Annotated in this window: 21 protein-coding genes; 3 read left to right on the plus strand and 18 right to left on the minus strand. The window is 39.0% G+C overall.

Annotated elements, in window-relative coordinates; all coding sequences use genetic code 11:
- Positions 1–51: 51 nt before the first annotated feature.
- The 5 genes from GSF09_RS11750 to GSF09_RS11770 all read right to left on the minus strand — a co-directional run bounded on the left by GSF09_RS11750 (position 52) and on the right by GSF09_RS11770 (position 4585).
- A complete protein-coding gene (locus GSF09_RS11750) occupies positions 52–624 on the minus strand; it encodes an RNA polymerase sigma factor (protein ID WP_159801642.1) in 573 nt (190 codons plus the stop codon).
- Positions 615–1721, minus strand: a complete 1107-nt coding sequence (locus tag GSF09_RS11755; RefSeq protein WP_159801644.1) for a glycosyltransferase — start codon at positions 1719–1721, stop codon at positions 615–617. The genes GSF09_RS11750 and GSF09_RS11755 overlap by 10 nt, the downstream gene beginning before the upstream one ends.
- A gap of 70 nt (positions 1722–1791) precedes the next feature.
- Complete coding sequence (gene murB, locus GSF09_RS11760; RefSeq protein ID WP_159801646.1) at positions 1792–2805, minus strand: UDP-N-acetylmuramate dehydrogenase; 1014 nt, start codon at positions 2803–2805, stop codon at positions 1792–1794.
- Positions 2806–2834: 29 nt separating this feature from the next.
- Positions 2835–3500, minus strand: a complete 666-nt coding sequence (locus tag GSF09_RS11765; protein ID WP_159801648.1) for a DUF2461 domain-containing protein — start codon at positions 3498–3500, stop codon at positions 2835–2837.
- Between the two features lie 5 nt (positions 3501–3505).
- The gene (locus tag GSF09_RS11770; protein ID WP_159801650.1) at positions 3506–4585 is read right to left on the minus strand and encodes a DNA replication/repair protein RecF; all 1080 of its coding nucleotides are present in this window, start codon (positions 4583–4585) and stop codon (positions 3506–3508) included.
- A gap of 146 nt (positions 4586–4731) precedes the next feature.
- Here GSF09_RS11770 and GSF09_RS11775 point away from each other — a divergent pair, with 146 nt between their 5' ends.
- The 3 genes from GSF09_RS11775 (at position 4732) to GSF09_RS11785 (ending at position 9869) form a co-directional block, all read left to right on the plus strand.
- Positions 4732–5508, plus strand: a complete 777-nt coding sequence (locus GSF09_RS11775) for a tol-pal system YbgF family protein (RefSeq protein WP_159801652.1) — start codon at positions 4732–4734, stop codon at positions 5506–5508.
- A complete protein-coding gene (gene ribH / locus GSF09_RS11780) occupies positions 5508–5993 on the plus strand; it encodes a 6,7-dimethyl-8-ribityllumazine synthase (protein ID WP_159801654.1) in 486 nt (161 codons plus the stop codon). Before GSF09_RS11775 ends, ribH begins: the two co-directional genes overlap by 1 nt.
- 396 nt (positions 5994–6389) lie before the next feature.
- Positions 6390–9869: a T9SS sorting signal type C domain-containing protein gene (locus tag GSF09_RS11785; protein ID WP_159801656.1), complete on the plus strand. Its 3480-nt coding sequence runs from the start codon at positions 6390–6392 to the stop codon at positions 9867–9869.
- Between the two features lie 134 nt (positions 9870–10003).
- Here GSF09_RS11785 and GSF09_RS11790 read toward each other — a convergent pair whose 3' ends face one another.
- The 13 genes from GSF09_RS11790 to dinB form a co-directional block, all read right to left on the minus strand.
- Entirely contained in the window at positions 10004–10657 is a 654-nt protein-coding gene (locus GSF09_RS11790; protein WP_159801658.1) for a response regulator transcription factor, read from the minus strand.
- A gap of 12 nt (positions 10658–10669) precedes the next feature.
- Entirely contained in the window at positions 10670–11485 is an 816-nt protein-coding gene (locus tag GSF09_RS11795) for an alpha/beta hydrolase (RefSeq protein ID WP_159801660.1), read from the minus strand.
- A gap of 24 nt (positions 11486–11509) precedes the next feature.
- Positions 11510–13342 (minus strand): tetratricopeptide repeat-containing sensor histidine kinase, encoded by a 1833-nt coding sequence (locus GSF09_RS11800; protein ID WP_159801662.1) that lies wholly within the window; start codon positions 13340–13342, stop codon positions 11510–11512.
- 71 nt (positions 13343–13413) lie between these two features.
- Positions 13414–13728, minus strand: a complete 315-nt coding sequence (locus GSF09_RS11805; protein WP_159801664.1) for a hypothetical protein — start codon at positions 13726–13728, stop codon at positions 13414–13416.
- A 60-nt stretch (positions 13729–13788) separates the two neighbouring features.
- On the minus strand, positions 13789–14838 hold the full coding sequence (locus tag GSF09_RS11810) for a hypothetical protein (protein WP_159801666.1): 1050 nt from the start codon (positions 14836–14838) through the stop codon (positions 13789–13791).
- Between the two features lie 84 nt (positions 14839–14922).
- Positions 14923–15540, minus strand: a complete 618-nt coding sequence (locus tag GSF09_RS11815) for a hypothetical protein (RefSeq protein WP_159801668.1) — start codon at positions 15538–15540, stop codon at positions 14923–14925.
- 53 nt (positions 15541–15593) lie between these two features.
- The gene (locus tag GSF09_RS11820; RefSeq protein WP_159801670.1) at positions 15594–16604 is read right to left on the minus strand and encodes a hypothetical protein; all 1011 of its coding nucleotides are present in this window, start codon (positions 16602–16604) and stop codon (positions 15594–15596) included.
- Positions 16605–16615: 11 nt separating this feature from the next.
- Positions 16616–17743 carry a hypothetical protein gene (locus tag GSF09_RS11825; protein WP_159801672.1) on the minus strand — a complete coding sequence of 376 codons (1128 nt, stop codon included), beginning with the start codon at positions 17741–17743 and terminating at the stop codon, positions 16616–16618.
- Between the two features lie 171 nt (positions 17744–17914).
- Positions 17915–18892, minus strand: a complete 978-nt coding sequence (locus tag GSF09_RS11830) for a S41 family peptidase (RefSeq protein ID WP_159801674.1) — start codon at positions 18890–18892, stop codon at positions 17915–17917.
- A 409-nt stretch (positions 18893–19301) separates the two neighbouring features.
- Positions 19302–20813 carry an SIR2 family protein gene (locus tag GSF09_RS11835; RefSeq protein WP_159801676.1) on the minus strand — a complete coding sequence of 504 codons (1512 nt, stop codon included), beginning with the start codon at positions 20811–20813 and terminating at the stop codon, positions 19302–19304.
- 96 nt (positions 20814–20909) lie between these two features.
- On the minus strand, positions 20910–21521 hold the full coding sequence (locus GSF09_RS11840) for an alpha-ketoglutarate-dependent dioxygenase AlkB (RefSeq protein ID WP_159801678.1): 612 nt from the start codon (positions 21519–21521) through the stop codon (positions 20910–20912).
- Between the two features lie 67 nt (positions 21522–21588).
- The gene (locus GSF09_RS11845) at positions 21589–24666 is read right to left on the minus strand and encodes a DNA polymerase III subunit alpha (RefSeq protein ID WP_159801680.1); all 3078 of its coding nucleotides are present in this window, start codon (positions 24664–24666) and stop codon (positions 21589–21591) included.
- Positions 24667–24668: 2 nt separating this feature from the next.
- Positions 24669–25823 (minus strand): DNA polymerase IV, encoded by a 1155-nt coding sequence (gene dinB / locus GSF09_RS11850; protein ID WP_159801682.1) that lies wholly within the window; start codon positions 25821–25823, stop codon positions 24669–24671.
- Positions 25824–25842: the final 19 nt, after the last annotated feature.

Consider the following 25842-nt stretch of genomic DNA (forward strand, 5'->3'; position numbering starts at 1 on the left):
TGAACTAAATGAAGTAAAGAATAGGTAAAAATGTGCCAGTGGCATTAGGAATTAGCAATCCTGCTTTCCCTTAATAATTTCTGATAGCAGTTTTTTGGCACGCAGAAGCTTTACCTTAATATTGTTAAGGGGTTCATTTAGCTGCGCAGCTATTTCCTGATAACTCATTTCCTGGAAATACCGTAGCTGGATTACTTCCTGGTATTGGGGTTTCATTTGCTTTATGCAGTGCAACAGGCGCGAAAGGTTTTGTTCTTTAATAAGCTCATCCTCTGCCGAAAGCGCATCATCCGGTATATTGTAAGCCTTCCTGTCATCCTCATCATTTATCTCTACAAATAAAGAAGACCTTTTTTTACGGAGCATATCAATATGCACATTTTTGGCTATGGCTATAAGCCAGGTATTAAAGGCATATTCGGGGTTGTATGTGCTTATCCTGTCAAATGCCTTGGAAAAGGTTTCAATAACAATATCTTCAGTATCGGTTTCATTTTGCGTGCGTTTCAGCATGAAGCCATACACTTCATTCCAAAAAAAATCAAGCAAAAAAGTATAGGCAACCTGGTCGCCATTTTTTGCCTTTTCTATATTTTTTTGTACTATTTGAGAATTTATTTCCAATGTACCGGTTTTGAAAACAGGTTGCTGAAGAACACATTAACCTGAGTGAAGATAAGCATTATTTCAATAACCGGGAACCAGTATGTGGTATCTTTTTCGTTAAGCTTTGCACAGCTATAGCCCATAACCACCCAAGCAGCAATATAGCGCAGCCCTATTACGGGTACTACAAACCTCCAGTCGAATTGTAAAACAAGCAGGGTTATTGCAAGCGCAAAGAACAGCAACTGGCTAAGGAAATACAGGCGCAACTGAAACCTGTCAAAAGGCTTAAAAAAACGTGCGGTATATATTTCCCTTCTTTTTTGGGCAAGCCATGCACTATATGTTTTTTTTGCCTCACTCAATGTAAAGCTTTCCGGTGTAAAGCAAACAGCGGTATTTTTTTTATGCGCCGCTTCATTAATAAACAATGCATCTTCACCTGCGCGGATATTCATGTGGTTTATAAATCCGTTTACCTTAAAAAACTCTTCCTTTTTATAAGCAAGGTTACGGCCTTCGCCTGTAAAGGGCCTGCCAAGCTTTGCCCAGGCAAAATATTGGGTGGCAGTAAGGGCACAGTCAAAGCGTATTATTTTGTTTAAAAATGAGTTTTTTACTTTTTCATAACCGCCATATCCTATTAAAATAGTTTTTTGCATTGTAAACTGCGATGCCATGTTTGCAATCCATTTTTTATCGGTAGGGTAGCAGTCAGAATCGGTAAAGAGCAGGTATTCTTTGGTAGCTGCCTTAATACCAAGTGTAAGGGCATATTTTTTATTACCCCAAAAAGCCTCATTATTGGCAACCTTTACCAGTTTTATGTTTGGATATTGTTTTTCAAACTCCTCAAAAATATCAAGGGTTTCATCGGTAGAAGCATCGTCTATTAGTACTATTTCATAATCATGGTACTCCTGGGCTGCCAGCAATGGTACATATTTTTTTACATTTTCTGCTTCATTTTTGGCGCATACAATAACAGAAACCGGAATTCTTTTTGGGGTAGCAGTTTGCTGTTTTGCAAAGGCAAACTTGCCGAATATACCAAAATAGTATAGCAGCTGTATCAAAACAACTCCCGTAAATACATAAAAAATAATGTTGAGCATATAGGCTTACCCGTTTTATATTTGTGGTGCAAATTTACATTCAATTACTTATTGAAGTACTAAAAAAGGTTTAAATAATATTTACTTCTGCTTCTATGTGTATGCCAAAGTTATTATAAACCGTTTCCTGTATCTGCCTTGAGAGGTTCAGCAGTTCATTTCCGGTGGCGTTGCCATAGTTTACAAGTACCAGTGCCTGCCTTGCATGCACGCCTGCATCGCCATAGCGGCAGCCTTTAAAACCGCTTTGTTCAATAAGCCATCCTGCTGGTATTTTTACTTCTGTTTCCGATACATTGTAAAAAGGCATCTGCGGATGCTTAAGGTAAATTTTGTCAAATTCCTGGCGTGGTATAACAGGGTTTTTAAAGAAACTGCCACTGTTGCCTATTTCTTTAGGATCGGGCAGTTTACTGCGGCGTATAGCCGTTACCGCATCGCTAACATCTTTTATAGTTGGTACCGCTATATCTTTTTTGGTAAGTTCGCCAGCTATATCACCATAAGAAGTGTTTATTTTATGATTGGTTTTTGTAAGCCCGAAAGTAACCGAAGTGATTATATACTTATTTTTAAGCCTGCCTTTAAAGATGCTTTCCCGGTACGCAAATTCGCACTCCTCTTTAGTGAACGTTTTTAGCTGCTGTGTTGCAATGTCCATAGCTTCGCATGAAATAAAGGTGTCTTTTATCTCTGTGCCGTAGGCTCCTATATTTTGGATTGGGGTAGTGCCAACGTTGCCCGGAATCAGGGAAAGGTTTTCCAGCCCGCCGAAATCATGGCTTATGCAGTATAAAACAAATTCATGCCAGTTTTCGCCTGCCATTGCCTTTACCTGTACAGTATCTTCATCTTCAGTTACTATTTTCCTGCCTTTAAGGTTTATATGTATAACAAGTGCATCAATATCTTTGGTCAGCAGCATATTGCTGCCACCACCCAAAATAAAAAGAGGTTTGCCCGGGTTTTGTTTTAAAACCTGTGCAAGTTCCTGTATGGTATTCACAGCTACAAATTCTTTGGCAAAGGCAGCAATGCCAAAAGTATTATAGGATTTTAATGGGTAATTGGTCTGGATTTCCATAAATGAAATTAACGGTGCAAAATTAAGGTTTATTCTGTAGCAAGTGCGCGGTTTAAAAACTGTGTAAAAGGCTTCAGCACTAAAAGTTTTTTAGCTGTTTGCTTTACAAAATCACTGCTATTGTAATCTTTATCATCAAGTTTTGCGGTTGCGGTAAAGCTTTTAAGCTTTAAGAACTCAATAGCCGGGTGGTTTTTATCATAATCTTTTGGTGCCGATTTTAGAGCATTTTCATTATCAAGGCTGCCGTAAACTTTTTTAAAATCTTTATCAGCAAGTATTTCCTCAAGGTCTTCATAAAAGCCGTCTATTTCCCTCCGAACTTTTTTCAATACCTCTGCATCAGGCTGGTGTATACCGCCGGCAATAAACCCGTTACCGTTTTCAATATGCACATAATACCCGGCAGTCCATGAGCGTTTACCTCCTGCCGACATCCAGATGCCCATGTTGGTTTTATAAGGGGCTTTATCCTTACTAAAGCGTATATCGCGGTTTATGCGAAATGTACAGTCCTTAAATTCAAGATGCTTTAATGTATCATCGCCCTTAGCCATTTCTTCAATAAAAGCTTCGGTTAGCTGCCTGTAATTTTGTTTAAATTTTTCATACCTGTCCTGGTTGGCCTGGAACCATTCCCGGTTGTTATTATTTTTAAGGTCTTCTAAAAATTTCAGGGTTTCGGGTGTTACCATAATAATTATAAATTAAAAATGCGGTAGCTTTGGTGTGTTGCCTTCACTATATTTTCAGTACGTTCCGGGTGTGTGTCAGATATGAATATCTGGCCAAAGGTTTTATCGTTTATCATCTGCACAATTTTTTCTACCCTTGTTTCGTCCAGCTTGTCAAAAATATCGTCAAATAAAAGTAAAGGCAAAACGCCGCTTTGTTTTTTTATAAAGTCGAACTGTGCCAGTTTAAGTGCTATTAAAAATGATTTTTGCTGCCCCTGTGAACCGAATTTTTTAATAGGATGGCCTTCAATCTCAAAAGACAGGTCATCTTTATGGATACCTGTTGAGGTGTATTGTAATACTTTATCGCGATTGAGATTTTCATCCAAGAGCGCTGCAAGCCTTTTTTCGTGGAGCTGGCTTTCATAATCCAGGCTCACGTTTTCTGCCAAACCGGTTATTGCCTGGTGGTGCCTGTTAAAAATAGGTATAAATTCCTGAAGGAAACTTTTACGTTTTTCAAAAATTTCCTGGCCCATTACATCAAGCTGCTCATTATATATATCTAAGGTGTCGCGGTTAAAAGTATGGTTCAGTGCAAAATATTTTAAAAGGGCATTTCGCTGGTTTACCACTTTTTGGTAATTGATAAGCTGTTGTAAGTATATGCTGTCCAGTTGCGATATTACACTATCAATAAATTTACGCCTTGTTTCGCTGCCTTCGGTAATAAGGTCGTTGTCTGAGGGTGAAATTATCACCAGCGGGATAAAGCCTATGTGCTCTGAAAACTTATCATATATTTTCCCGTTTCTTTTTAAAACTTTTTTCTGTCCCTTTTTAAGGCTGCACACTACCTGTTCATTCCTGCCATCTTTTTCAAAAGTGCCGTCTATTACAAAAAATTCTTCACCATGCTTTATATTCTGCACGGCAAGCGGGTTGAAGTAGCTTTTACCGTAGGCCAGGTGATAAATAGCATCCAGCACATTTGTTTTGCCAATACCGTTTTTACCTACAAAGCAGTTTATCTTGGAATCAAATTCATAATCCGCCTCGGCAATGTTTTTATAATTAAGCAGCGATAAGTTTTTCAGGTACATTGGCAAAATGAATTCTTGATAGTGAGAACCTTGTATAATAAGTGCTGTTTTTATAAAGGACCTGCAAATTATTGAAAAATATCGATAAAAAGATATTTTAATTTTCAATAAAAATTTTATTTTTGCGGCTCACTAAAATAAAATAAATGGCAACTTATAACAAAAGAGGATATAAAGCACCAAAGCCCGCAGAGGTAAATGACGTAGAACCGGCAGAGGAAAATTTTGACGGTAAAAGTACCACGGCAGAAGTATTTAACACTCTTGATGAAGGTGCTTCCAAAACGGAAGAATGGGTAGAAAAGAACCAGAAAATTATTTTTGGGGTAGTTATTGTTATTGCAATAGCAACCATTGGCTATTTATTATATGACAAATTTTTAGTAACTCCTAAAGAAGAAGAGGCTGCTACCGAAATGTTCCAGGCACAGCAGTATTTTACTGAGGCTGTAGATGCACAGTCGGCTAACGATTCTTTATATAACCTTTCGTTAAATGGGGGAGAAGGCAAACTTGGATTTTTAGGTATTATAGAAAACTATTCAGGTACTGACGCTGCAAATATTGCTGAATATTTTGCAGGCATGGCATACCTTAATACAGGTAAATACAAAGAAGCTGTAGAACATCTTGAAAACTTTAATTCTGAAGATGAGGTTTTAAATGCTATGGCAAGGGGTGCAACAGGCGATGCCTTTGCCCAGCTTAAGCAAAATGATGATGCACTTGAGTTTTATAACAAAGCTATAAGCATAAGCGATGATAGTTTTACAAAACCAAGATTTCTTTTAAAAGCAGGCCAGCTTGCACTAACAATGAATAAAAAAGCTGAGGCACTAAAATATTTTACTGAGATTAAAGAGAAATATGAAACAACATCTCAGGGAGTAAATATTGATGCTTATATAGCACTTGCTGAATAATGGCTACAATAAACAGGAATTTATCCGAATATGATAAAAACACAATCCCAAACGCGAAGGGCCTTCGGTTTGGGATTGTTGTTTCTGAATGGAATGAAACCATAACTTCCGGGCTTCATCAAGGCGCGGTTGAAGCGCTGCTGGAAAATGGTGTTAATAATGATGATATAGTAACCTGGCATGTACCGGGAAGTTTTGAACTTGTTTACGGCTCTAAAAAAATGCTGCAAACCCAAAATGTAGATGCGGTTATTGCTATAGGCAGTGTTATACAGGGGGAAACAAAACATTTTGATTTTGTATGCGAAGCTGTTTCCCAGGGGATTAAAGACCTTAATGTGCAGACAGATGTACCTGTTATATTTTGTGTGCTTACTGATAATACTATGCAGCAGGCTATAGACAGGAGTGGCGGGAAGCATGGTAATAAAGGCACCGAGGGTGCTGTGGCGGCCATTAAAATGGCTTATTTAAGGAAAAAGTAATAGTTATTATAAGTATAAAAAAGCCTTCCATTTGGAAGGCTTTTTTATTGATAAATACCAACAATATTTCTACTGCTATTACTATTTTGAATAAGCTTTTTTTGAATATCTATTTTATTATAAATTATTTATTAACAGGTTTTTAGGCGTTAATAAAACTTTAAATAAGGGTTGGCAGATAATAAATGCAGTAATTCCGCCTGTTTGCGAAGTGTATTTTTAATTGAATATCCTGTATAAACTTTAAAGTTAATGAGTTGTTAACAATAAAATAATATTTAAATAATGAATGATTTACAAAATAATAACTTACTGAAATAAAATTAAATATCTTTGCCTGATTTTATTTAAGCATGATAAATCACCTGAAATATTCATTTTATAACTAATGTAATTATGCAAAAAACATTACATCAAATTTTTAAGCCATTTGCTTTTTTCCTGTTATTATTTACAGGTCTGGCTGCATTTGCACAAACTGATATTATACCTGTAAGGAATCAGGTATCTGGATTTTCCACTTGGACAGATACGGACGTTGCTGGAAGTACTTATTTGCAGCTACTCAAAGCAACCTCTTCTACAATTACTCCTGCAATGAACTTTAATACCTATACAGGTGAAAGTTTGGTATTTACAGCAAGGACGTATGGAGGTAATAGTACTGCGGAAAATACTATTACAGTATCTATATCTACAGATAATGGCAGTAGCTGGACAGTTTTAGGAACAAGAAGGCCTACATCAACCAGCCTTGTAGCGCAACAGGCTTTTGATTTAAGCAGTTATAATGGTACCCAGGTAAAAATAAGGTTTACTATGGGAGGTACAAGTGATGGCGTAGGTGCAGGTATAGATGATATTACCATAACCGGTAATGAAATTACAGGGCCTAGTATAGTTACAACCGAAGCTTCTTATGGACCGTTTTGTAATACCCAGCCAAACAATATAAGTGTAGCTTATACTACAACAGGAAGTTTTACAGGTTCTTTTGGTGTTCAGTTATCAAATGCTTCAGGTATTTTTCCAAATGATGCTACCTCTAATTTATTGACTGTTTCAGGTACATCAAGCCCACTTACTGCAACCTTGCCTTCAGCACTTGCTGCCGGTAACTATAGAGTAAGGGTTGTAAATAGTGCTCCTGCCACTTTCAGTTTAAATAATAATGGTTCAGATATTGTAATTAATGAAATAACAACTGCTGAAATTACTGCTTTGGAAGCTTCTTCTATAACTGCTGTATCTGCACAGTTGTCGGCAATGATTGGTGATATTGGTTGTAGTGCCGTAACTAATTACGGTGTTGCATACAGTACCGAGGCAGGTTTTGCCGATGGTGAAGGTACTATAGTAATAGGTACAAACCTTTCAGGTAGCCTGTTTTCTGTATCATTATCAGGATTGGCTCCGGGTACAACCTATTACTATAAAGCATTGGCTGTAAATGGTGGTGGTATGGGATACAGCACACAAATGCAGTTTACTACCGAGGCTGTTGATACTCCTGTAGCCGTTGCTGCAACTGATACAACCAATACGTCATTTACTGCCAATTGGGAGGCTGCTGCAGGTGCAACAAGTTACAGGCTGGATGTAGCTACTGACAATGCTTTTGAAACTTCTGAACCGGGAGATTCTTTCACTGAAACTTTTACAAGTATTGGTGGTGGGAATATAAGTACTTATTTAACACGTAGCTGGACGGGTGTAAACAGCATTACTTGGGAAGTTTCAGATACAAGGACAGACCAAGCGTTAAATGGAGATGCCATAACTATAAGGACAGGTTCATTAACCAATATTACTCCTATTGCAGGTGGATTAGCCCAAATTGAATTTAGTTATGCAAGGGCTTATACAGGTAATTCTACACTACAGGTATTTATTAATGGAGAACAGTATGGCGGCGATATAACCGTATCATCAACCAACGCAACTATTTTTTCAGTACCAGTAAATGTAGTAGGCGATATATATATCGAGATTGTAAATTCAGGTAACAGAACTATAATTGATGACTTAAAACTTACTGCACTTGATATAGCTGTACCGTATTATGTAGATGGCTACGCCAATTTAAATGTAGGTAATGTTACATCTTATGAAGTAACGGGCCTTGATGCAAATACAACCTACTATTACAGGGTAAGGGCAGTTTCAGGCAGTGCAGTTTCTGATAATTCCAATGATGTTTCAGCAACTACACTTAATCCTGTTGTATGGACATCCAATGGATGGATGCAGGATGGTGTTGCTTCCAATGTACCTGCATTAACCGATGACGTTCTTATTGATGCTGATTACAATTTTGGCGAAGGAACAGAGGAGGATGGAATTTTTATGGCTAAGACATTAAGGATAGCAAGCGGTATATTCACTGTAAAATCAGGTGCCAACTTAAGGGTTAGCAATGGTATTTATAATGATACGGGAGCAGAAAACTTTGTGGTGGAGAATAACGCACATATAATTCAGGAAAATGAAGTAGATAACCAAGGGGAGTTTACTGTATGGAAAAACAGCAATCCCCTATTCAGGCAGGATTATACAATATGGTCGGCTCCCGTTACAGGGCAAAACCTGCAGGAATTTTCAGAGGAAACACTTTCAAACCGTTTTTACACATACAACCCTATAGATTCAGAATATGTAGCTATTAATCCATCTAACAATTTTGTACCGGGTAACGGTTATATGATCCGTATGCCAAATACAGACCCGGCAGCGGGCTATGATGCCGGTACTGCTACCCTTGTTTTTCAGGGTAAGTTTGTAGGAGAGCTTAACAATGCACCTGTAACCGTTACATTAACTGAAGGTGGCGATTATTATAATATGGTGGGTAACCCGTTTCCATCTCCAATAAATATCCACAGCTTTTTTGATATTAACATAAATGCAATTGATAACGCCAGTGCGCTTTACTTTTGGAGAAAGAAAAACGGTAACGGCGGTACAAGCTATGCCACTATAACTAAACTTGCATATACGGCTAATACTTCACAGCCTGAATATGGTGATACAGGTGGAGATGCTTTTGAGGACGGCAACCAGCAAAACTGGGTGTTAAACCCTGGGCAGGGCTTTTTTGTAAAGGCAAAGCAAAATGCTGCCAGCCTTATTTTTACCAACAGTATGAGGAGGGAAGTTAATAATAACCAATTCTTCAGGCATCAGCCGGGCCAGGATAGTGGCAATGGAATATCAACCATAAAGCTGAACATGAGCAAAAATGATAGTTCAGCAGATTTTTCACAGGCTGTAATAGGCTATACCGATGTAACAACTACTGGACTTGACTATGGCTGGGATGGAAGGTTGTTAAATGATGGTAAAGTAAGGCTTTATACAAAGGTAAATGACGTGAAGCTGGCCATACAGGCACGTGCTCAATTTGAAGATACAGATATTGTACCATTAGAGTTTAAAGCAACCGAAGCGGGGAACTATACAATAAGCCTGAAAAGCTTTGCGGGTGTATTTGCAGGACAGGATATTTTCCTGAAAGACAACATGCTTAATGTAACGCATAACCTTAAAAACGGCGATTACAGTTTTACTACTGATGCAGGTATTTATGCGGAGAGGTTTGAAGTAGTATATGTAAATGAAGCATTAGGCACGGATAATCCATCATTTAATGCCAATACTGTTATAGTATATACAAGCGGAACTAATCTTGTGGTAAATTCAGGAAGCCAGCTATTAAAAAGTGTAAACGTATTTGACCTTAGAGGAAGGTTATTATACGCAGCTGATAATATAAATGCTGCTGAACTTACGGTTAGCTCTTTACAGCCTGCCAAACAGCCTTTAATTGTTAAGGCTAATACAGAGGCGGGTACTGTAAGTAAAAAGGTTATTTATTAATAAAGTTTAAATAAATAAATTATAAAAGGGTTCGTTTATCGAACCCTTTTATATTAATAATTGCATGAAATATTTTATATACTTTATTACTATGTTTCATTCAATCACAAAATAAGAGTAGGGAAGGCTTAAAATTATATAAGCCTTTTCTTTTTCGCCAGCGCAATGGCTTCGGTTTTGGAATGTACCTGTAATTTATGGTAAATATTTTCTGTGTGCCTCCGTACAGTGGATGGTGAAACACATAAATTTTCAGCGATAGCTGTATAAGGCAAGCCAGTTGATAACTGTTCCAGGACTTCAGTTTCCCTGCTTGTTAACTTTATGGTTTCATCTTCTTCCTCATCATTATGCAAAGGTAACGGGGAACGCAAAAGATTAAGTGTTTTTAATGCAATAGATGGTGTCATGGCAGCACCGCCTTCCAAAGTTTGGATGATAGCATCATACAGGGCCTGTGGTGCAGTATCTTTTAATAAATAACCACTTGCTCCGGACTGAATAGCTTTAAAAATATTATCATCGTTATCAAATACAGTGAGGATAATAATTTTTATCTGGGGGTATTTTTGCTTTGCCAAAGCTGTGGCTTCAATACCATTCATTTTTGGCATTTCAATATCCATAAGTATTAAATCGGTTCGGTTATCCCTGCCCAGTTTATCCATACATTCCACACCGTTATTAGCCGTAAACGAAATGCTTATACCTTCAAAAAAAGAAAGTTTTTCCTTTACACTTTTTATGAGGAAATTATTATCTTCTATAATAGCAATGCGTGCTTTCATCAATTGGCCTTGTTATTCTGTACCGGTTAATGTCCATATTATAGCTTTCTCTTTTGCAGCTCTGAAAATGGTAGAATGCTTTTCTTTTGGTTCATCTGAATATTTCCATGTCAGGTTAGGCATGTTTTCGGCTTTAAAAATTTCGGCTAATTTTTGCGTGAACGGGGCAATATCTTCAGTATTGGAACCTGCAAACCATAAACGTTTCTTATCCTCTGGAAACTTTGCCATATGTTCCTTTGCCGTTCTTACCAGATAATGATTATTCCACCATAAAGAAGGGTCAAATGCAATATAATTGTCAAACATTTCAGGGGTAAGGAAAAATGTTTCCATTACAAAAAGCCCTGATGCAGACTCGCCAATAATACTTTTCACATTTGTTGTACGGTATCTTTTATCAATTTCGGGGAAAAGTTCTTCCTGTATAAAAGCCCTGAATTTTTCAGAACCACCCACTACCGGCGCTATTTCCTTGTCTTTTTCCACTTCGGTAAACCCTGTTAAATCTCTTCTTCTTTGCGTATTCTCAATACCAACTAAAATTAAAGGGCTAATCTTTTTTTCTTTTATTAATTTTGCCAGGGTATTAGCTATATGCGGGAAATCTTCTTTTATTCCCCCATCTGCCATATACATAACAGGCAGGGAGTCGGTATTGGTTTTATAACCCTCCGGAGTCCATACATTAATAATACGTTCTTCACCAACATGTTTGGACTGTATGGTAAAAGTTTCGTGTGGCGGTATAGGGTCGTTGGGTTGTGAAACCTTGGAACAGCCTGCCAGAGCAGCAAGCATGTAGAGAAAACTTAAAATAACTTTCATGGTTTAATTTTGAATTATTACTATTTATAATTTATCAGACGCCTCAAAATCCGGGATAGTACAAAATATGCTCGTTTTTCCTTGTATTGAAGATATATCAAGCATACCTCCCAATGCTTCGGCCCTTTTTCTCATATTCAGCAATCCGTTACCGGTTTCTGTTTCATTTTCCACAAAACCTTTCCCGTCATCCTGAATCACGAAGCAGATGCTGTTTTCTTTTTTTAAAATACGGATTATAATGTGGCAGGCTTCAGCATGTTTAAGGGCATTGTTGGTTGCCTCCTGTATGATACGAAAAATATTAAGCCCCTGTAATGCAGTGAATTTAAAATCTGTTGAAATGTTATCATCCATTGTAAATGAAATGCTGATATCATGTTGCGATTGTTTGGCTTTTTCAATAAAGTTAGCAATGCGGGCCTGTAAATCTTTAAATGTAATACCTGATTTATTCATTGCCCAAATGGTATCCCGCAATTCCTGTATGGTTTCTTTGGCAAAGGCACCAATAGTATCCAGTTTGTGTGTCAGCTTTTCATTTTTGCCTGACATATAATATTTAATAGTGTCAATTGCCGAAACAATAAATGACAATTGTGCGCCTATATTATCGTGCAAATCCCGCGATATAGCCAGCCTTTGTTCCTGCAAACGGTTCTGGCTTTCAATTTTTTCCAGTGCCAGTTTCAGTTCGCTGTCTTTTTGCTGCCTAATGTTTTTAAGCAGCTGTTGCTTATAAAGAAGAAAGCCTATCAATCCGATGATGACAGCTAAGGCTACAAGGCCAAAAATCCAAAAATTGCGATTTGTAATCTGTGCCTTGTGCTGCAGGATCTGTTTTTCTTTTTCGGCAGTTTCATATTTAGTGGTAATTTCTTCTACATTCCTTAATTTTTCAGCATTATATATGCTGTCATTTAATGTATTAAATGCTTTAAGGCTGTAAAAAGCCTCCCTAAAATTATTGAGTGCTTCATAATTTTCCATTATCTGCCGGTAGTTATACTGCTGTATATCGGCAAACTTAATTTTCCTTGCTATGGTATTACTTTTTTTAAAGTATTCATTGGAAACTGAATATTGCCTTGTTTCTTTATAATATTCCCCAAGGGCTGTATAGCTTAGCATTAAAGCAAAATCATCCTTCCCCTTTTTTCGGATTTCCAATGCTTGTTGCAAATAGCTTTCAGCCTTTTTGTAATTTTTAAGCAGCAGTTGGTTATAGCCGATAAATTCCAATGCATAGCCAATGCCTACCGAATCATTGCGCTGACGCTGGATTTGCAGGGATTTTTCAAAACGCTTATTGGCTTCAGTATAATCTCCTTCATCCCTGAAAACCACTCCGCTTTCATTATTAATACGCGCAATGCCTTCCAGGTTATTTTCAGCTTCATACAGCTTTAGTGCTTTTTCATAAAAGCCCAGGGCGCGTTTGGGCTGCCTTAGCTTGCGGTACAGTCTTGCCATATCGTCATACAGCAATCCTAATTTTTCACTGTTGCCGCTATTTTGCAATTCATCCAGTGCTTTATGGTAATATATTGATGCACTGTCAATACTGCCTTTCTTAGCAAATGAAACTCCTATAACCCGCAGAAAATCACCTTTATTTACTTTGTCATTGTTTAGGTTGGCAAGCTTATAGCCTAATCGCGCAAGCTCGATGGTTTCATCGTATTTATTAGTATAAATTTCCCCTATATTTTTTTGCAGGATAGCAATTTTCTTTTTGTAATCACTTTCCTTTTTAACGGATTGCCTGATGCTGTCTGTCAAGGCCGGTTCTTGGGCATACGCATTTAACGAAAATACCGTTAGGCAGATGATTATTATAACCCTGTTTAAATGCATATTAGGTTTAATTGCAAATATTTATATTATAAAAATAAAATTTATTTGTAACGGCTACTACAATGTTCTCATTATTTCAGTAAATTTAGTGACGACTGCAGTAATTGTTTTAATTTGATTATCAGTATTTCAGGTTTTTCTTCCTGTGTTTGCAAAGCAGGTAATTTTTGTAATTCCACGAGCCGGTTGCTTATAGTGCAGCTAACTTCTTTATTGGTTTTCTCAAGGTAAATCATATTACGTTGCTTCTCCCGTATGTTTTTCCAATCACTGGCATAACAGTTTTCATCTAAGTTACTGTATGTATCAAAAAAATTTTGAAGTAATTGCACTACCAGCCATAGCAAACCGATAATTATTATAAATAATAAAGTTAAAGGTATCATAGTAAATTGATATTAAGTGACCTACCCACACAAAAACACTCATGATTGAGGATGCTGATTTTACATTTTCTTTCTTCTTCTGATTCTATTCCATTTTACTACTGCCCATATAGCAATACCTACTGCAATAGCCCCGATAATAAATGGGGCTGAGATAACAAACAATGTCAGCAAAGCAGAAAAAGATTCCCCAAAAGTAGTTCCTACCCGGTAGGGGTCGCCAGTTTCGGCTTTGGTATAGGTCAGGTTTTCTAATGGCATTCGGCTTAAATTCTCAATACCTGTAAATAAGTTGTCAGGTATGCTGACAGCATTTTCAAAAGAAAAATTTTCATTGTATTGATAATAAGTTATAATCAGGTTATCTATGGGTGTGGGCGAAAAGTTGTTTTTTGTTCCATAGTATAGCCGATGCGTTTCATTATACTGAAACTCAAAGCCCGATGACAGCCCCTGTACATCTTTAGGGGTCAGGCCGTCCATTAATTGGATATAAAATTTACCTTCCTCGATTGACTGATGCCATACGCTTCCGCTTTCCAGCAGATAAATAAAAGCATTTGTGCGTTCGCTTTTATACCCCTCAGTTACTTTTGCCTGATTGGTGTTAACAATAAAATATACTTCTACCGTTTGGTTTTCGTTAGGGTCAAATGTCATTTCCCATACCATCCAGTTTTTGCTAAAGTTTCGGATATTTTCATATTGTGTATTTGGCTCTTTTAGCAAAGGGAGCCGGTTTCCACCTGCTTTAATCTTAAATTGGCTTAAAGAGTCAAGTGTAATCTGGTTAATGCTATAATCGCCACCCGAATAGATACCATTTACTGGGTAGCCCATTTTAAACCTGAGTTGCTCGCCAGTTGTATTGCGGAAAAGATAAGTGCCTTTAACTACAGCAAAACCTTTGTAAAGCTGAATGTAAATATGTTCTTGCCGCATCTGCACTTTTTTAAATGTGAGAGAGTCTTCGGGGTATAACATTGTGAAGACTGTACCGCCTGCATTCCATATACCGGGCTGTGCGGCATTGGCGAAAACACTATTTTTTGCAAAAAGCAGTACTAGCAAAGTGCAGAATACATAAATGATACGGGATAATTTTTTCATAAAAAACTTTTAATAACAATTCCCTTTTCCTTAAAGTGAAGATAAATATTTTCTACCCATTGATTGTATTATACTTAAAAATGATTAATCCGTAATTAGCTTTTGTGCCAACATCCGTAACAGTAAAAAGGGTAAAATAATAACTGCTGAACCCCATTGGTTATGGGGAGTAAAAGTTTCAGGATAGTTCTTTACAACAAAAAACATCAATACTGCGCCTATAATTATAGAGATATGGAGCACTATGGTATTAGGGTTAAAAGCCCCCTTGTAAACTTTAACCGGCTGCTGCTTTTTGTGCAGGTACAGGCGTTCAAGCAAAACAAAAATGAGATTAGCGTTAAAAAACCTGTTCTGAAGAAACAGAACACCCATATTGGCAACAATAATTTCCGAATTTCCCGAAGCGGCTATAAAACCGAAAAATGCTACAAGGAATACCCAGTAGATACCCATTAAAAATAAACCCGTACCAATTTCAAAAGCGTGCCCACTTTCATAAACAGCATTTTTATTACCCTTATAGCAAAACGCATCTACAACCAGCCGTATTAGTTCATTCCACCAAAAGAAATAAAGAAGATAAAAAACGCTGCTTTGCCCGTTCAATACAGAAAGAAGCGTTAATAATGTAAAAATTAAAAAATCCCATTGCCTGTAATACGCAGCAGGCTGTTTCAGCATATAAAACATGGATTTCATGTAAATTTCTTTTCGTATTGATTCTAAGAAGGTAATAAGTTTTATCTGCCGGTTTAATTCAGCTTAGTCCTGCAAATGTTTGTCATGTTCCTTCCTATAACATATATATAATTGTCGGCATCAAATTCTATATCATCCATTTGCCTGCCGTTAGGGTCATCCCCTCTTACCCCGCCATATTTCAACCCGCTTAAAAATACCAAACCATCCATAGATGAAGTTTGTCCTTCCCAGGTATAAACCCTCCAGGAATTACCTTTTAATTTTTGAATTTTATCTCCTGAACCTGCAATGAGGTTGTTTTCCCTGTCCACTGCCTGAGGGCTGTAGCTAAGTGTAGATCCCTGCCAGTTTGTGCCCTCATCATCGGAATGAAAGAGTTTGGAAGCAAATGTTTCTACACCTGTCCAGCCTTCGCTTATAGCAAAAAGACGGTTTCCCTGCTTGGCCGAAATATAGGAATGTTCGCAGTCTTTACGGCTCCACGTTGCCCCACCGTCAGTAGAAATGGCAATTAATTTGTTGTCTTGAAGATAAGTGGCATTATTAGCCTTGTCCATTATGTGGGGAAGTATTAAATCGCCATCGGGCGTTATAAACATACGGTTTACAATCAGTTTCATAAAAGTGCCTTGGTACCATCCTGCAGCATAGTTGGTATAAGCGCCTACTTCATATTCTGTTAGGTTTGCCCCTAAATCATCCGAAACAGCAAAATAACTTTTATAGCCTTTCTCGTAGAGCAAATATAATTTTTCATTGATAAAGTGTACATAGGATGATCCTGTTGGCTGGGCAAATAATGTTGTTTTGCTTCCGGTGGCTAAATCTATGCGGTAAATGCCGTTTAGCCCGTTAGTGTAAAATAAATATTTCGCATCATCGGTAATGGCAAAATTCCTGATTGTTTCATCTGTATCAAGCTCATGGAAAACTTCCCACTCAATGGTTTTAGCCTGCATAGTTTGCTGCCCGCCGGGATTATCCTCGTTTTTACTGCACGATACCAGGAGGAGTTGTGCAAGCAATACAGATGACCATATTTTTATATCGGTAAATTTCATACTATAAATAATTACTTAAAAAATTTGGTCTTAAACTCATTAACATGGTGGGATAGAAATTTGATAACAGCCTGCTCAACACCTTTTTCATACTTTTGCGCATCAGTCCTTATCAATGCAGTATTTTCTACTGAAATGTTATCTGCGCGATAAACCTTTCCAAAAGCAGTTTCAGTCCCTATGTAATCCTGATTGGTTTTGGCATAAGCTTCTATTTTTTCTTTTCCGATTACATCATTTATTTGCAGGTCGTCTTTTAATATCCCTGAATAGGTTCCTATAGGTGAGCCCCCAATTTTATTCCGCCCGGAAACAAAGTCAATTGCAGAAACGCAGAGGTATTTTTTTTCTTTGGATTTTCCCGTAAGCCCTAATCGGGAAGCTGTAGAGTTATTAGTTACGCGGCTTGTAATATGTTCGTATGCTGCAAGGCGTAAATTGGTATTTGCTGTAATATTTGCGCCATTGCCCTGATAGGGTTTCTTTACATCCAGGAACAATATGTACATATCAGCATTTACAATAGTAGCATCATCCAATTCAGATGATAGTTTTGTATATGTGCTGATTTCGTTGCTGATGCTGTTGCGCCCATCGTCATTCATACTACGATTAAGGAAACCGCTAACACCGCCTTGTTTCTTTTTACCATCATTTGTAAATCCTTTCACAAAGAAAACGGCACCTGATGGATAAACAGTAACCATTCCCGGAGCCTCAGAAAGGCTCATCTCCATATTTTCAAACCGCTGGTAGCCTTCGTAATATTTTGTTTTAGCTGCGGCATCGCCATTAAGTACATTAAATCCTTTTGCTTTTAAGTCGGCAACAAATTGCTGATAGGCTTCGTCTGTAATTTGCTGTAGGGTTGCAGCAGGCACATCTAAACCAACAGCTAAAGAAGCTTTTGTACTCCCCGACAGCACCCTGCCGGCAAATCCACCTTTTGTAGTGGCTGTTTTAAGGTTATACAGTTGAAAGTTGACTGAAAAGTTTGCAATATAAATATCTTTTGAGGTAAACTTTCTGGGGCCATAAGCCCCCCTGTTTTCTTTTGGTTTAAAATTACCTAAACTTTGGGCATTGACTGTTGCCAATACCATAAAAAATGCCATTGTAATAACTAATTTTGTTTTCATACCATTCTTATTAAATTGATGTTGGTAATATTACCCAATAAGAGGTATGCCAAAGAATAGGGCAGATGCACCATTTTTAGTTATCGGCAGTATAAAATGCTTTTAAATTCTTAAGCGATTATTGATTAAAGATAATCTGTTTTAGATAAGGGTTTGTTCAAATATTGAAAATTAGTTTTCGTTAAGCCACTTAGCAGCTGTTTTAATAACGTTATCATTTTTAGTATTTGACAAATCGTCTACCGTTACATCCGGTATAATTCCTCCCTTATAACCCTTTCCTGTTCTATCTGTTACATAGGTTGTGGCTAATAAAAGCTGCCCACCGTTAGACAACGGGAAAGTCTGGTTAGCAGTAATATATCCTGAAGTGGTTTGCCCAAAAGATTTTACGTTTGGCAATCCTAAAAAAGAAACAGCAGTCATTTCACCACTACTACCTGTTTGGGCATCAAATAAAACTGCAATCTTCACTTTATTATTTTTGATTTTATAAGTATTGACAGATTTGGTTTTTCCTAAAATTTTGCCGTTTTCATTAGGCCAGGGCGTTCTGGTTTTCCCCTGAACGAAATAGCCTGCTGTACCGTCATCAATTAATGCATTTAATCCCGCAATCATTGGCCACATATTTCCGCCGCCATTATGGCGTAAATCAACAATCCAGCCTGTAATTGTATTTTCTGTGTCAATTTTTTCAATGATAGTGCGTATAGAATTGGCAAATTCAATATCCTTTTTCTCATCAAATGTCATTAATCTTGGCACTTTTACCCATCCGATTCCATCACCTAAATATTCTCCCTGCGGCATTTCGGCCATCGGTGCTTTACTGATTTCATTTATCGTCCTGGAAGAAATAAAGAAAGAATGCTTGTCTCCTACTGCTCTCAATTTTTGTTTGTAAAAATCAAATATCAATTGCTCGTTAATGGAGTCATTATCAGTAAATGCCAGTGTCGTACTTTCTGATTTTATCTCTTTCCAATTCAAGTCATCAGAAAAAAGAGAGTTTTTTTTGATGATTTTAAATATTTCTTTGTTTAATTCAGTAGCTTGTTTACTTTGTTGGTACTTAGATTGTGCTTTTGCAGAGATAGTCAATATAATGAAGCCAATCAATATTGTAAATGTTCTTATATGTTTCACTTTTATACAAAAGTTTAGAATGGTTTACAAATATAAAATAACTCACCAAATCTTTTAAAATATTGATAACTAGTATCGCTTTTTTATAATGGAATTTACCGCCTAATTATTTAATAGCCGATTACATTTATACCCTAAAAGAAAAAGCCCGAAAATAGTTACTATTTTCGAGCTTTGATTCGCCATTGAAGGCTTTTAGTCGGGGTGGCAGGACGCATCCATACCACCACAAATACTTTTATATCAATAAATTATAGACTGAACTTGAAAAACACTCACCGTTTTACTCAAAATGTGTTTTAACCGGTAACTTATACAAAGTTAAACATCTATCTGTAAAATTTATAAAAAGTCGAAACTTTATCACACTTGAGTTTAACTAATCAGACGACAACTTCTATTGACATGATTAAAGTAAGCCTTTAGGAAGGTTTCCGAGGATACTGTTTTTAATTTCTTGCAACGAATGAACCCTAGTAAAACTGTGTTCATGTCGCGCGCGCAGCGAAGAATCATGCATACTAAGGTAGTGATTAATAAGTCTATTGATATTTTCTTTGCTGAAACCCATTTTAGGTTCGTCAATTTCTTCATATTTAAAAGACCGCAGCATCGAGAGCATACGGTCAAGCTGGTTGTAAGACAGTTGCTTTTTTTCACCTTTAGCCGCTTCAAGATACCCAATAATCATCATACTCCCGATTCTAGAAATTTCTTCACTATCCTGATATAGATTACTCAATAGTTGCTCGAAGCTCATGAGCGCATCTATCCAGTTGCTGCCGTCTCTAAAATCAATCAGAAAGTACGGGTTCTCGGTTAAGGAAAGGAAATCGAAACACAACTTTATAGTGTTACCCGGATTGTTGAATCTAATGTGATTATTGGCCACCAGAATTGCCTCTTTAACACTGTTATCATAATTTCCTGACAATACAGTCTCAAAAAAAGCATACATATCATCATCAATGTCTTGAGGAAATAACTTGCCTTCAAGAGAGGATCTTATCTTATTATACTTTTCGTTATTTGTGTAATTAGAAGAATCGACAAAATCCCTTAAGTTTACAAGGTCAAAACCAGAAAACATGACACTCGGAAACGGTTTGAAGAATGCATTCATTTCATTGTCAACGCTTACTTTAAAAACTTCGGAGTTGATTTCAGTAATCAGGTTGGCAAATTGAGAAACAGAATCTAGTCTCAGTGTAATTACATTATGATTGCGAAGAAATTGTTCTTTTTCAGGATTATGGTCAAATGATATGATATATGATTTTGGGAGGTTTTCAAGTCCATATAACTCCGTATGTTTTTTAAATATATATTTTATATTTTCATCTCCAAATCCGTATCCTAAAAACAATACACTTTTGCCCAGAATGTGGCTTCTGAAAAGAATATCCAAAGGATCATCCTCAATCTTCAATCTTTTATCATAATCCTTTCTGGTAAAAACAATCTTCTCCGGGTTAGAAAAATCCCCATGAAATTTAATAATCTGCTTTTCTCCGTGTTTAGTTTCGATAATATCCTTTAATGAAACGACTTTCTTATACTGTCGCCTTAACAATTTCGCCGCCGTTTCAATAGCTTCATCATAATTGGTCGTATAAACTATTGGCGGGTTCATTGCCAGTATTTTGAGATGTAGATCTAATGAAGTTGAATCCAGCATCTCTAACCTACACAGAGTTTCTAATTTAGAAATTAATGCTGATCTTCCAAATTTAGCTTCGTATTCTTGGGCAACCATTAAAAAGCTATCGGTTGGAGTTTGCAGCTCTTTTTTCAGGTTGCTAATAGCTTCAGACCAGTCAGCGGCACCACAAGATTTGCTCATTCCTGCACCAATAAATGGTATAATTTTAAATGAAGCAATCCCATTTACTATCTCTTTTATAAACAATTTATTATCCATTATTGAAAGGAAAATTATAATGACTAAAATTAAGAATTTAAAGTAAGATAAATTTTCCCACTTTAACTAAAGTGAACAGTTTGAGATATAAAGTATTTATTTGACTTGCCTAAAAGTAAGGTTAATCCTTGGCAACATCTCTTTTGATGATTTTGGTATATGATGCTCCCAAAAGGTATTAGTAGTACCAGACATTAAAAGCAATGTCCCATGATGCAGCGGTATTTCAATCTGACCAATTTCCTTATTGGTCTTGTGCCGAAAGCGAAAGGGACGGGTTTGACCAAAGGTTAAGGACGCTATATTAGGGTTGCTACCGATCTTATGCTCTTTATCCGAATGCCAGGCCACACTGTCATTCCCGTCGCGGTATAGATTTAAAAGTACCGCGTTGAATTTAAGTCCGGTTTCCTGTTCAACTTTTTGCCGAAGCTCTAAAAGTTCCGGTGTCCATGGCTGGGTATCTTCACCGGCTTCTTCCTGTTCCCCATACCAGGCAATCATTCGCGGTGCCGTCACCACCTTATCATACATGGGCATCTGGTATTGATGCCATGGCGTGTTGCGAAGTAACTCTGTATAGTAATGATCAGCATCTTCTTTTAATATAAAGCCATCATACTGCATCAGTTCTAAATCCGGCAGGTCAAAGTATTTCTTTGGGCTGGTGCCCACTATAAAAAGGTCGGTATCATTAAAAAGTGTCATAGCTGTAATTTTTAGTGGTTGTAGTCGCTCCAGGCTTGAAATCAATCTACATCGCCTGCTGTCTTTTTCATCCTTCTTTCTTTTCCTTTGTCGTATTCATTTTATGCCTTGGCAGGTTAATCTCCTGTTCCTGCGGGTATGGGGCACGGTGTGTCATGGAAACGTCTTCGCGAAGCCTTTCCTGTGTAAGCATGCTTTCGGCATCGGTTTCCCTGTAGCGCGGGTCGGCAATAAAAGGCATTTTCTCCATTTTGGATATGGTAATCGTAGCAAAATGATAATCCACTTCCACGGTACCCAACAGTAAATAGCAGCCTCCGCCTTTAAAAGGATATTCTTTCAGGCTACCTGTAAAATGGGCTGTATCGAAAAACTCCCCGTTAGCATCGATCCATGTGCCGAAATACATGGCGCCCATTTTTGTAGGTACATGCTTGCGGGAGACCAGGTACGCCAGCATCTTTACCTGCTTCTTATGGTGATGCACCAAATCACATGCCATAACATCACCACGGTAACCGGTTTTCAAAAGATTAAAGGGCGTTACCGATACCGGAAAGCCTAAAAGTTCAATCTCATCAAAAGCATCTTCAAAGGGGGAGCGTTTCAGTTCCGGAAGCTTGTATTCGCGAACGGGTTCCGGCAGCAGCTGCGGCTGGCGGTGCTCAGGCTTAAAGTTCATCATGATACGGCGGGCTGTGACCAAAAGCTCATTTTTATTTTTACCAGTACAGCGGAACGCCCCGATATAAATCAAAAGCTGCAGCCCTTCAATCCCGATAGGCACACGCTTTATGAAGTCTTCCAAAGAAGCGTATTGCCCGTTAGCCAGACGTTCCTCCACAATACATTTTGCAACCTCCCCCTGCAACCCCTGAAGGTGCATGAAGCCCAAATAAATATCTTTGCCATACAACATAGTCTCCACTTCGCTCTTGTTTACACAGGGATTATGGATCGCAGCCCCTGACATCCGCGCCTCATGGACATACACTTCGGTACGGTAAAAGCCACCCTGGTTGTTAATAACCGCGACCATGAACTCGATAGGATAATGTACTTTCAGGTACAGGCTCTGGTAGCTTTCTACGGCATAGGATGCCGAGTGTGCCTTGCAGAATGAGTATCCTGCGAAGGACTCTATCTGCCGGTAAATCTCAGTACTCAGCTGTTCAGGATGCCCTTTAGCTGCACACGAAGCGAAAAAGTTATCCTTAACTTTCTGTAAGGCTGCTTTGGAACGTCCCTTACCGCTCATGGCCCTGCGCAGGATATCCCCATCGGCTGCTGCCAACCCGCCGTAATGCAGGGCGATCTTGATCACATCTTCCTGGTAAACCATAATGCCATAGGTTTCACCGAGCTGCTCCTCGAAAACCGGGTGGAAATATTCAAACTTATCAGGATAATTATGTCGGAAGATGTACTCCTTCATCATCCCGCTTTGGGCAACGCCGGGGCGGATGATTGACGAAGCGGCTACCAGTACTTTGTAATTGTTGCATTTCAGCCTTCTGAGCAGCCCCCGCATGGCAGGGCTTTCAATATAAAAGCACCCAATCGTTTTTCCCTTGCCCAGGTACTCATTACACGCAGCTTCGTCTTTAGAAAGGGACGTATCGCGGATATCCACGGTAACGCCACGGTTTTTTTTGATGAGCTTGACTGTATCATCAATATGCCCAATCCCCCTTTGGGAGAGGATGTCGAACTTATCAAAGCCAATCTCTTCTGCTACATGCATATCAAACTGTACGATTGGAAAACCCTTGGGCGGCATTTCCAATGCGGTGAAATCCGTTATCGGGTCTTCAGAAATCAATATGCCACAGGAGTGCATCGAGCGTTGGTTGGGATATTTCTCCATCATCATCCCATACCGGTGCACCAGCCGGACCACTTCATTTTTATCATGTTGGTCCATGGCAGTACCCGATAAGGCATCCAGTTCCTCTTTTGGGAGTCCAAAGACTTTACCCACTTCCCTGAAAATGGATTTGTATTTGAACTCGACATTCGTGCCGCAAAAAGCCACGTGTTCAGCACCATAGCGCCTGAAGATATAGTCCAGTATCACATCGCGCTCTTTCCAGGACCAGTCAATATCAAAATCCGGTGGGCTTTTGCGGTTCAGGTTCAAAAAGCGCTCAAAATACAGGTCCAGTTCCAGGGGGCAGATATCGGTAATACCCAGACAGTACGCTATAATGCTATTGGCTCCGCTGCCACGTCCTATATGCAGGAATCCCATCGTATTGCTGTAGCGGATGATGTCCCAGGTGATCAGGAAGTAACCGCTGAATTCCAACTGGTGAATCACTTTGAGTTCCTTTTCTACCCGTTCCCGCGCCGCAACATTATCGGTGCCATAACGTTTTGCCAGTCCCTGATATGCCAGGCTGGTCAATAATTCGAGATCGGTGTCACGGTTGGCCGTGTAATGCTTTTTATTCCTTGGCACGCCGAATTGGTACTCAAAATGGCAGTTGTTGATAAGGGCAAATGTATTTTCTATTATCTGCGGGTATTGGCTGTAGCGTACCATGATCTCTTCCGGGGGCGCCACCTGCTCATCCGCACCGCAATAGTCAGAAGGGGTTAGTTTGCTTCCCAGCGTGTTGAGGTCAATAGCCCGCAATATCCGGTGCAGGTTGTACTCGGTTTTGCTGCGAAAGGTCACCGGCTGCAGCACCACCATTTTAGAAAGCCTGCTTTTCCATTCAGGGCGGATCAGGAGCGAGAGGTTTTCAGGGCGGATACCTATAAATTCATGCTCTCGCAGCGTATCCGGGACATTCTCAACAGGATAAATTACAACTACCTCATTGAAACCGGGTGCGATGGAAGGTATGGGCAAACCTTCCAGGTTGTATTTGGTGCGATGGCGGTTGACCTCACCAATCCCGGGACGGCTCTTTGCAAGTGCGATATAAAGCAGTTTGTGCCCCTCCCGGAATTCCATACCGACTAAGGGCTTTATATCGGCCTCCTTACAGGCTTTATAAAACTCATAAATGCCGGTCACCGTGTTGATGTCCGTGAGTGCCATAGCTGTAACACCAAGGCTTTTTCCCTGGGCTACCAGCTCGCTGACCGGGATGGTACCATAACGCAGGCTGTGAAAAGAATGGCAGTTAAGGTACATACTTATAGCACTTTTGATTGAAAGATACCACTGCCGCGCATTACCGCATTAGTACCAAAACGGTTTTTTATTTTGTCCATCGCCTGATACAAAGACATCATTTCCTGTGTGTCCTCAAACAGGTTGATCTGGTAGGAACCCCGCACCAGTTTGCTGAAGCGTACCCCTACCAGGCGCAGGCTCATACGGCGCTGGTAAAGTTTCTCAAAGGCTTCGAGTACGGCTTTAGTGAGCGTATGGTCCGATGCCGTATAGGCTAAGGTGACCTGCCTTGTCTCAGTATCAAAATTGGAATACCGGATCTTTACGGTCACGTTTGAGGTAAGCCAGCCCTCGCTGCGGAGCTGGTAGGCTAATTTTTCCACCATGGTGCAGAGCACGGACCGCAGGAATACCATGTCTGTAGTGTCCTGATGGAAGGTATCTTCGGTCGATAAAGATTTACGTTCCCGATACGGCTCCACCGGGGTATTGTCGATACCGTTTGCTTTCTTCCATAATTCAATACCGTTCTTGCCGATCATCTCCTGCAGCACATTTACAGGCATTTCGGCAAGGGTCTGGATGTTGCGGATGGCGATACGGGACAGCAACTTGAAAGTAGCATCTCCGACCATCGGTATTTTACGGATCGATAAGGGATTTAAAAACTGCTGTACCATGGGCTGTGGTATTTCCAGGTTGCCTTTGGGTTTCCCTTCACCGGTCGCAATTTTGGATACCGTTTTATTTACCGAGAGCGCAAAGCTGATCGGTAAACCTGTTTCACGGGTGACGGTAGCAGATAGTTCATTAGTCCATTTGTACGAGCCATGAAACTTATCCATACCAGTGATGTCGAGGTAAAATTCATCGATGGAGGCTTTTTCCATGACCGGTGCCCGCTGCTCTATAATTTGTGAAACGGTATTGGAATAGCGGGAAAACAATTCCATATCGCCCTTTACTATTTTCGCCTCAGGGCACAGCCTGAGGGCCATTTTTATCGGCATCGCGGAATGCACGCCAAACTTCCTTGCTTCATAAGAACAGGAAGCCACCACGCCGCGGTCACCACCGCCGACAATCAGGGGGATACCTTCTAAGGCACTGTTTTGCAGCCTTACACAGGAAACAAAAAACGTATCAAGGTCCATATGTACCACCGAGCGTTCCATAATCATAGCATTTAGTACA

It is taken from the genome of Flavobacterium sp. MK4S-17 (genome assembly GCF_009848495.1).
Taxonomy (GTDB): Bacteria; Bacteroidota; Bacteroidia; order Flavobacteriales; family Flavobacteriaceae; genus Flavobacterium.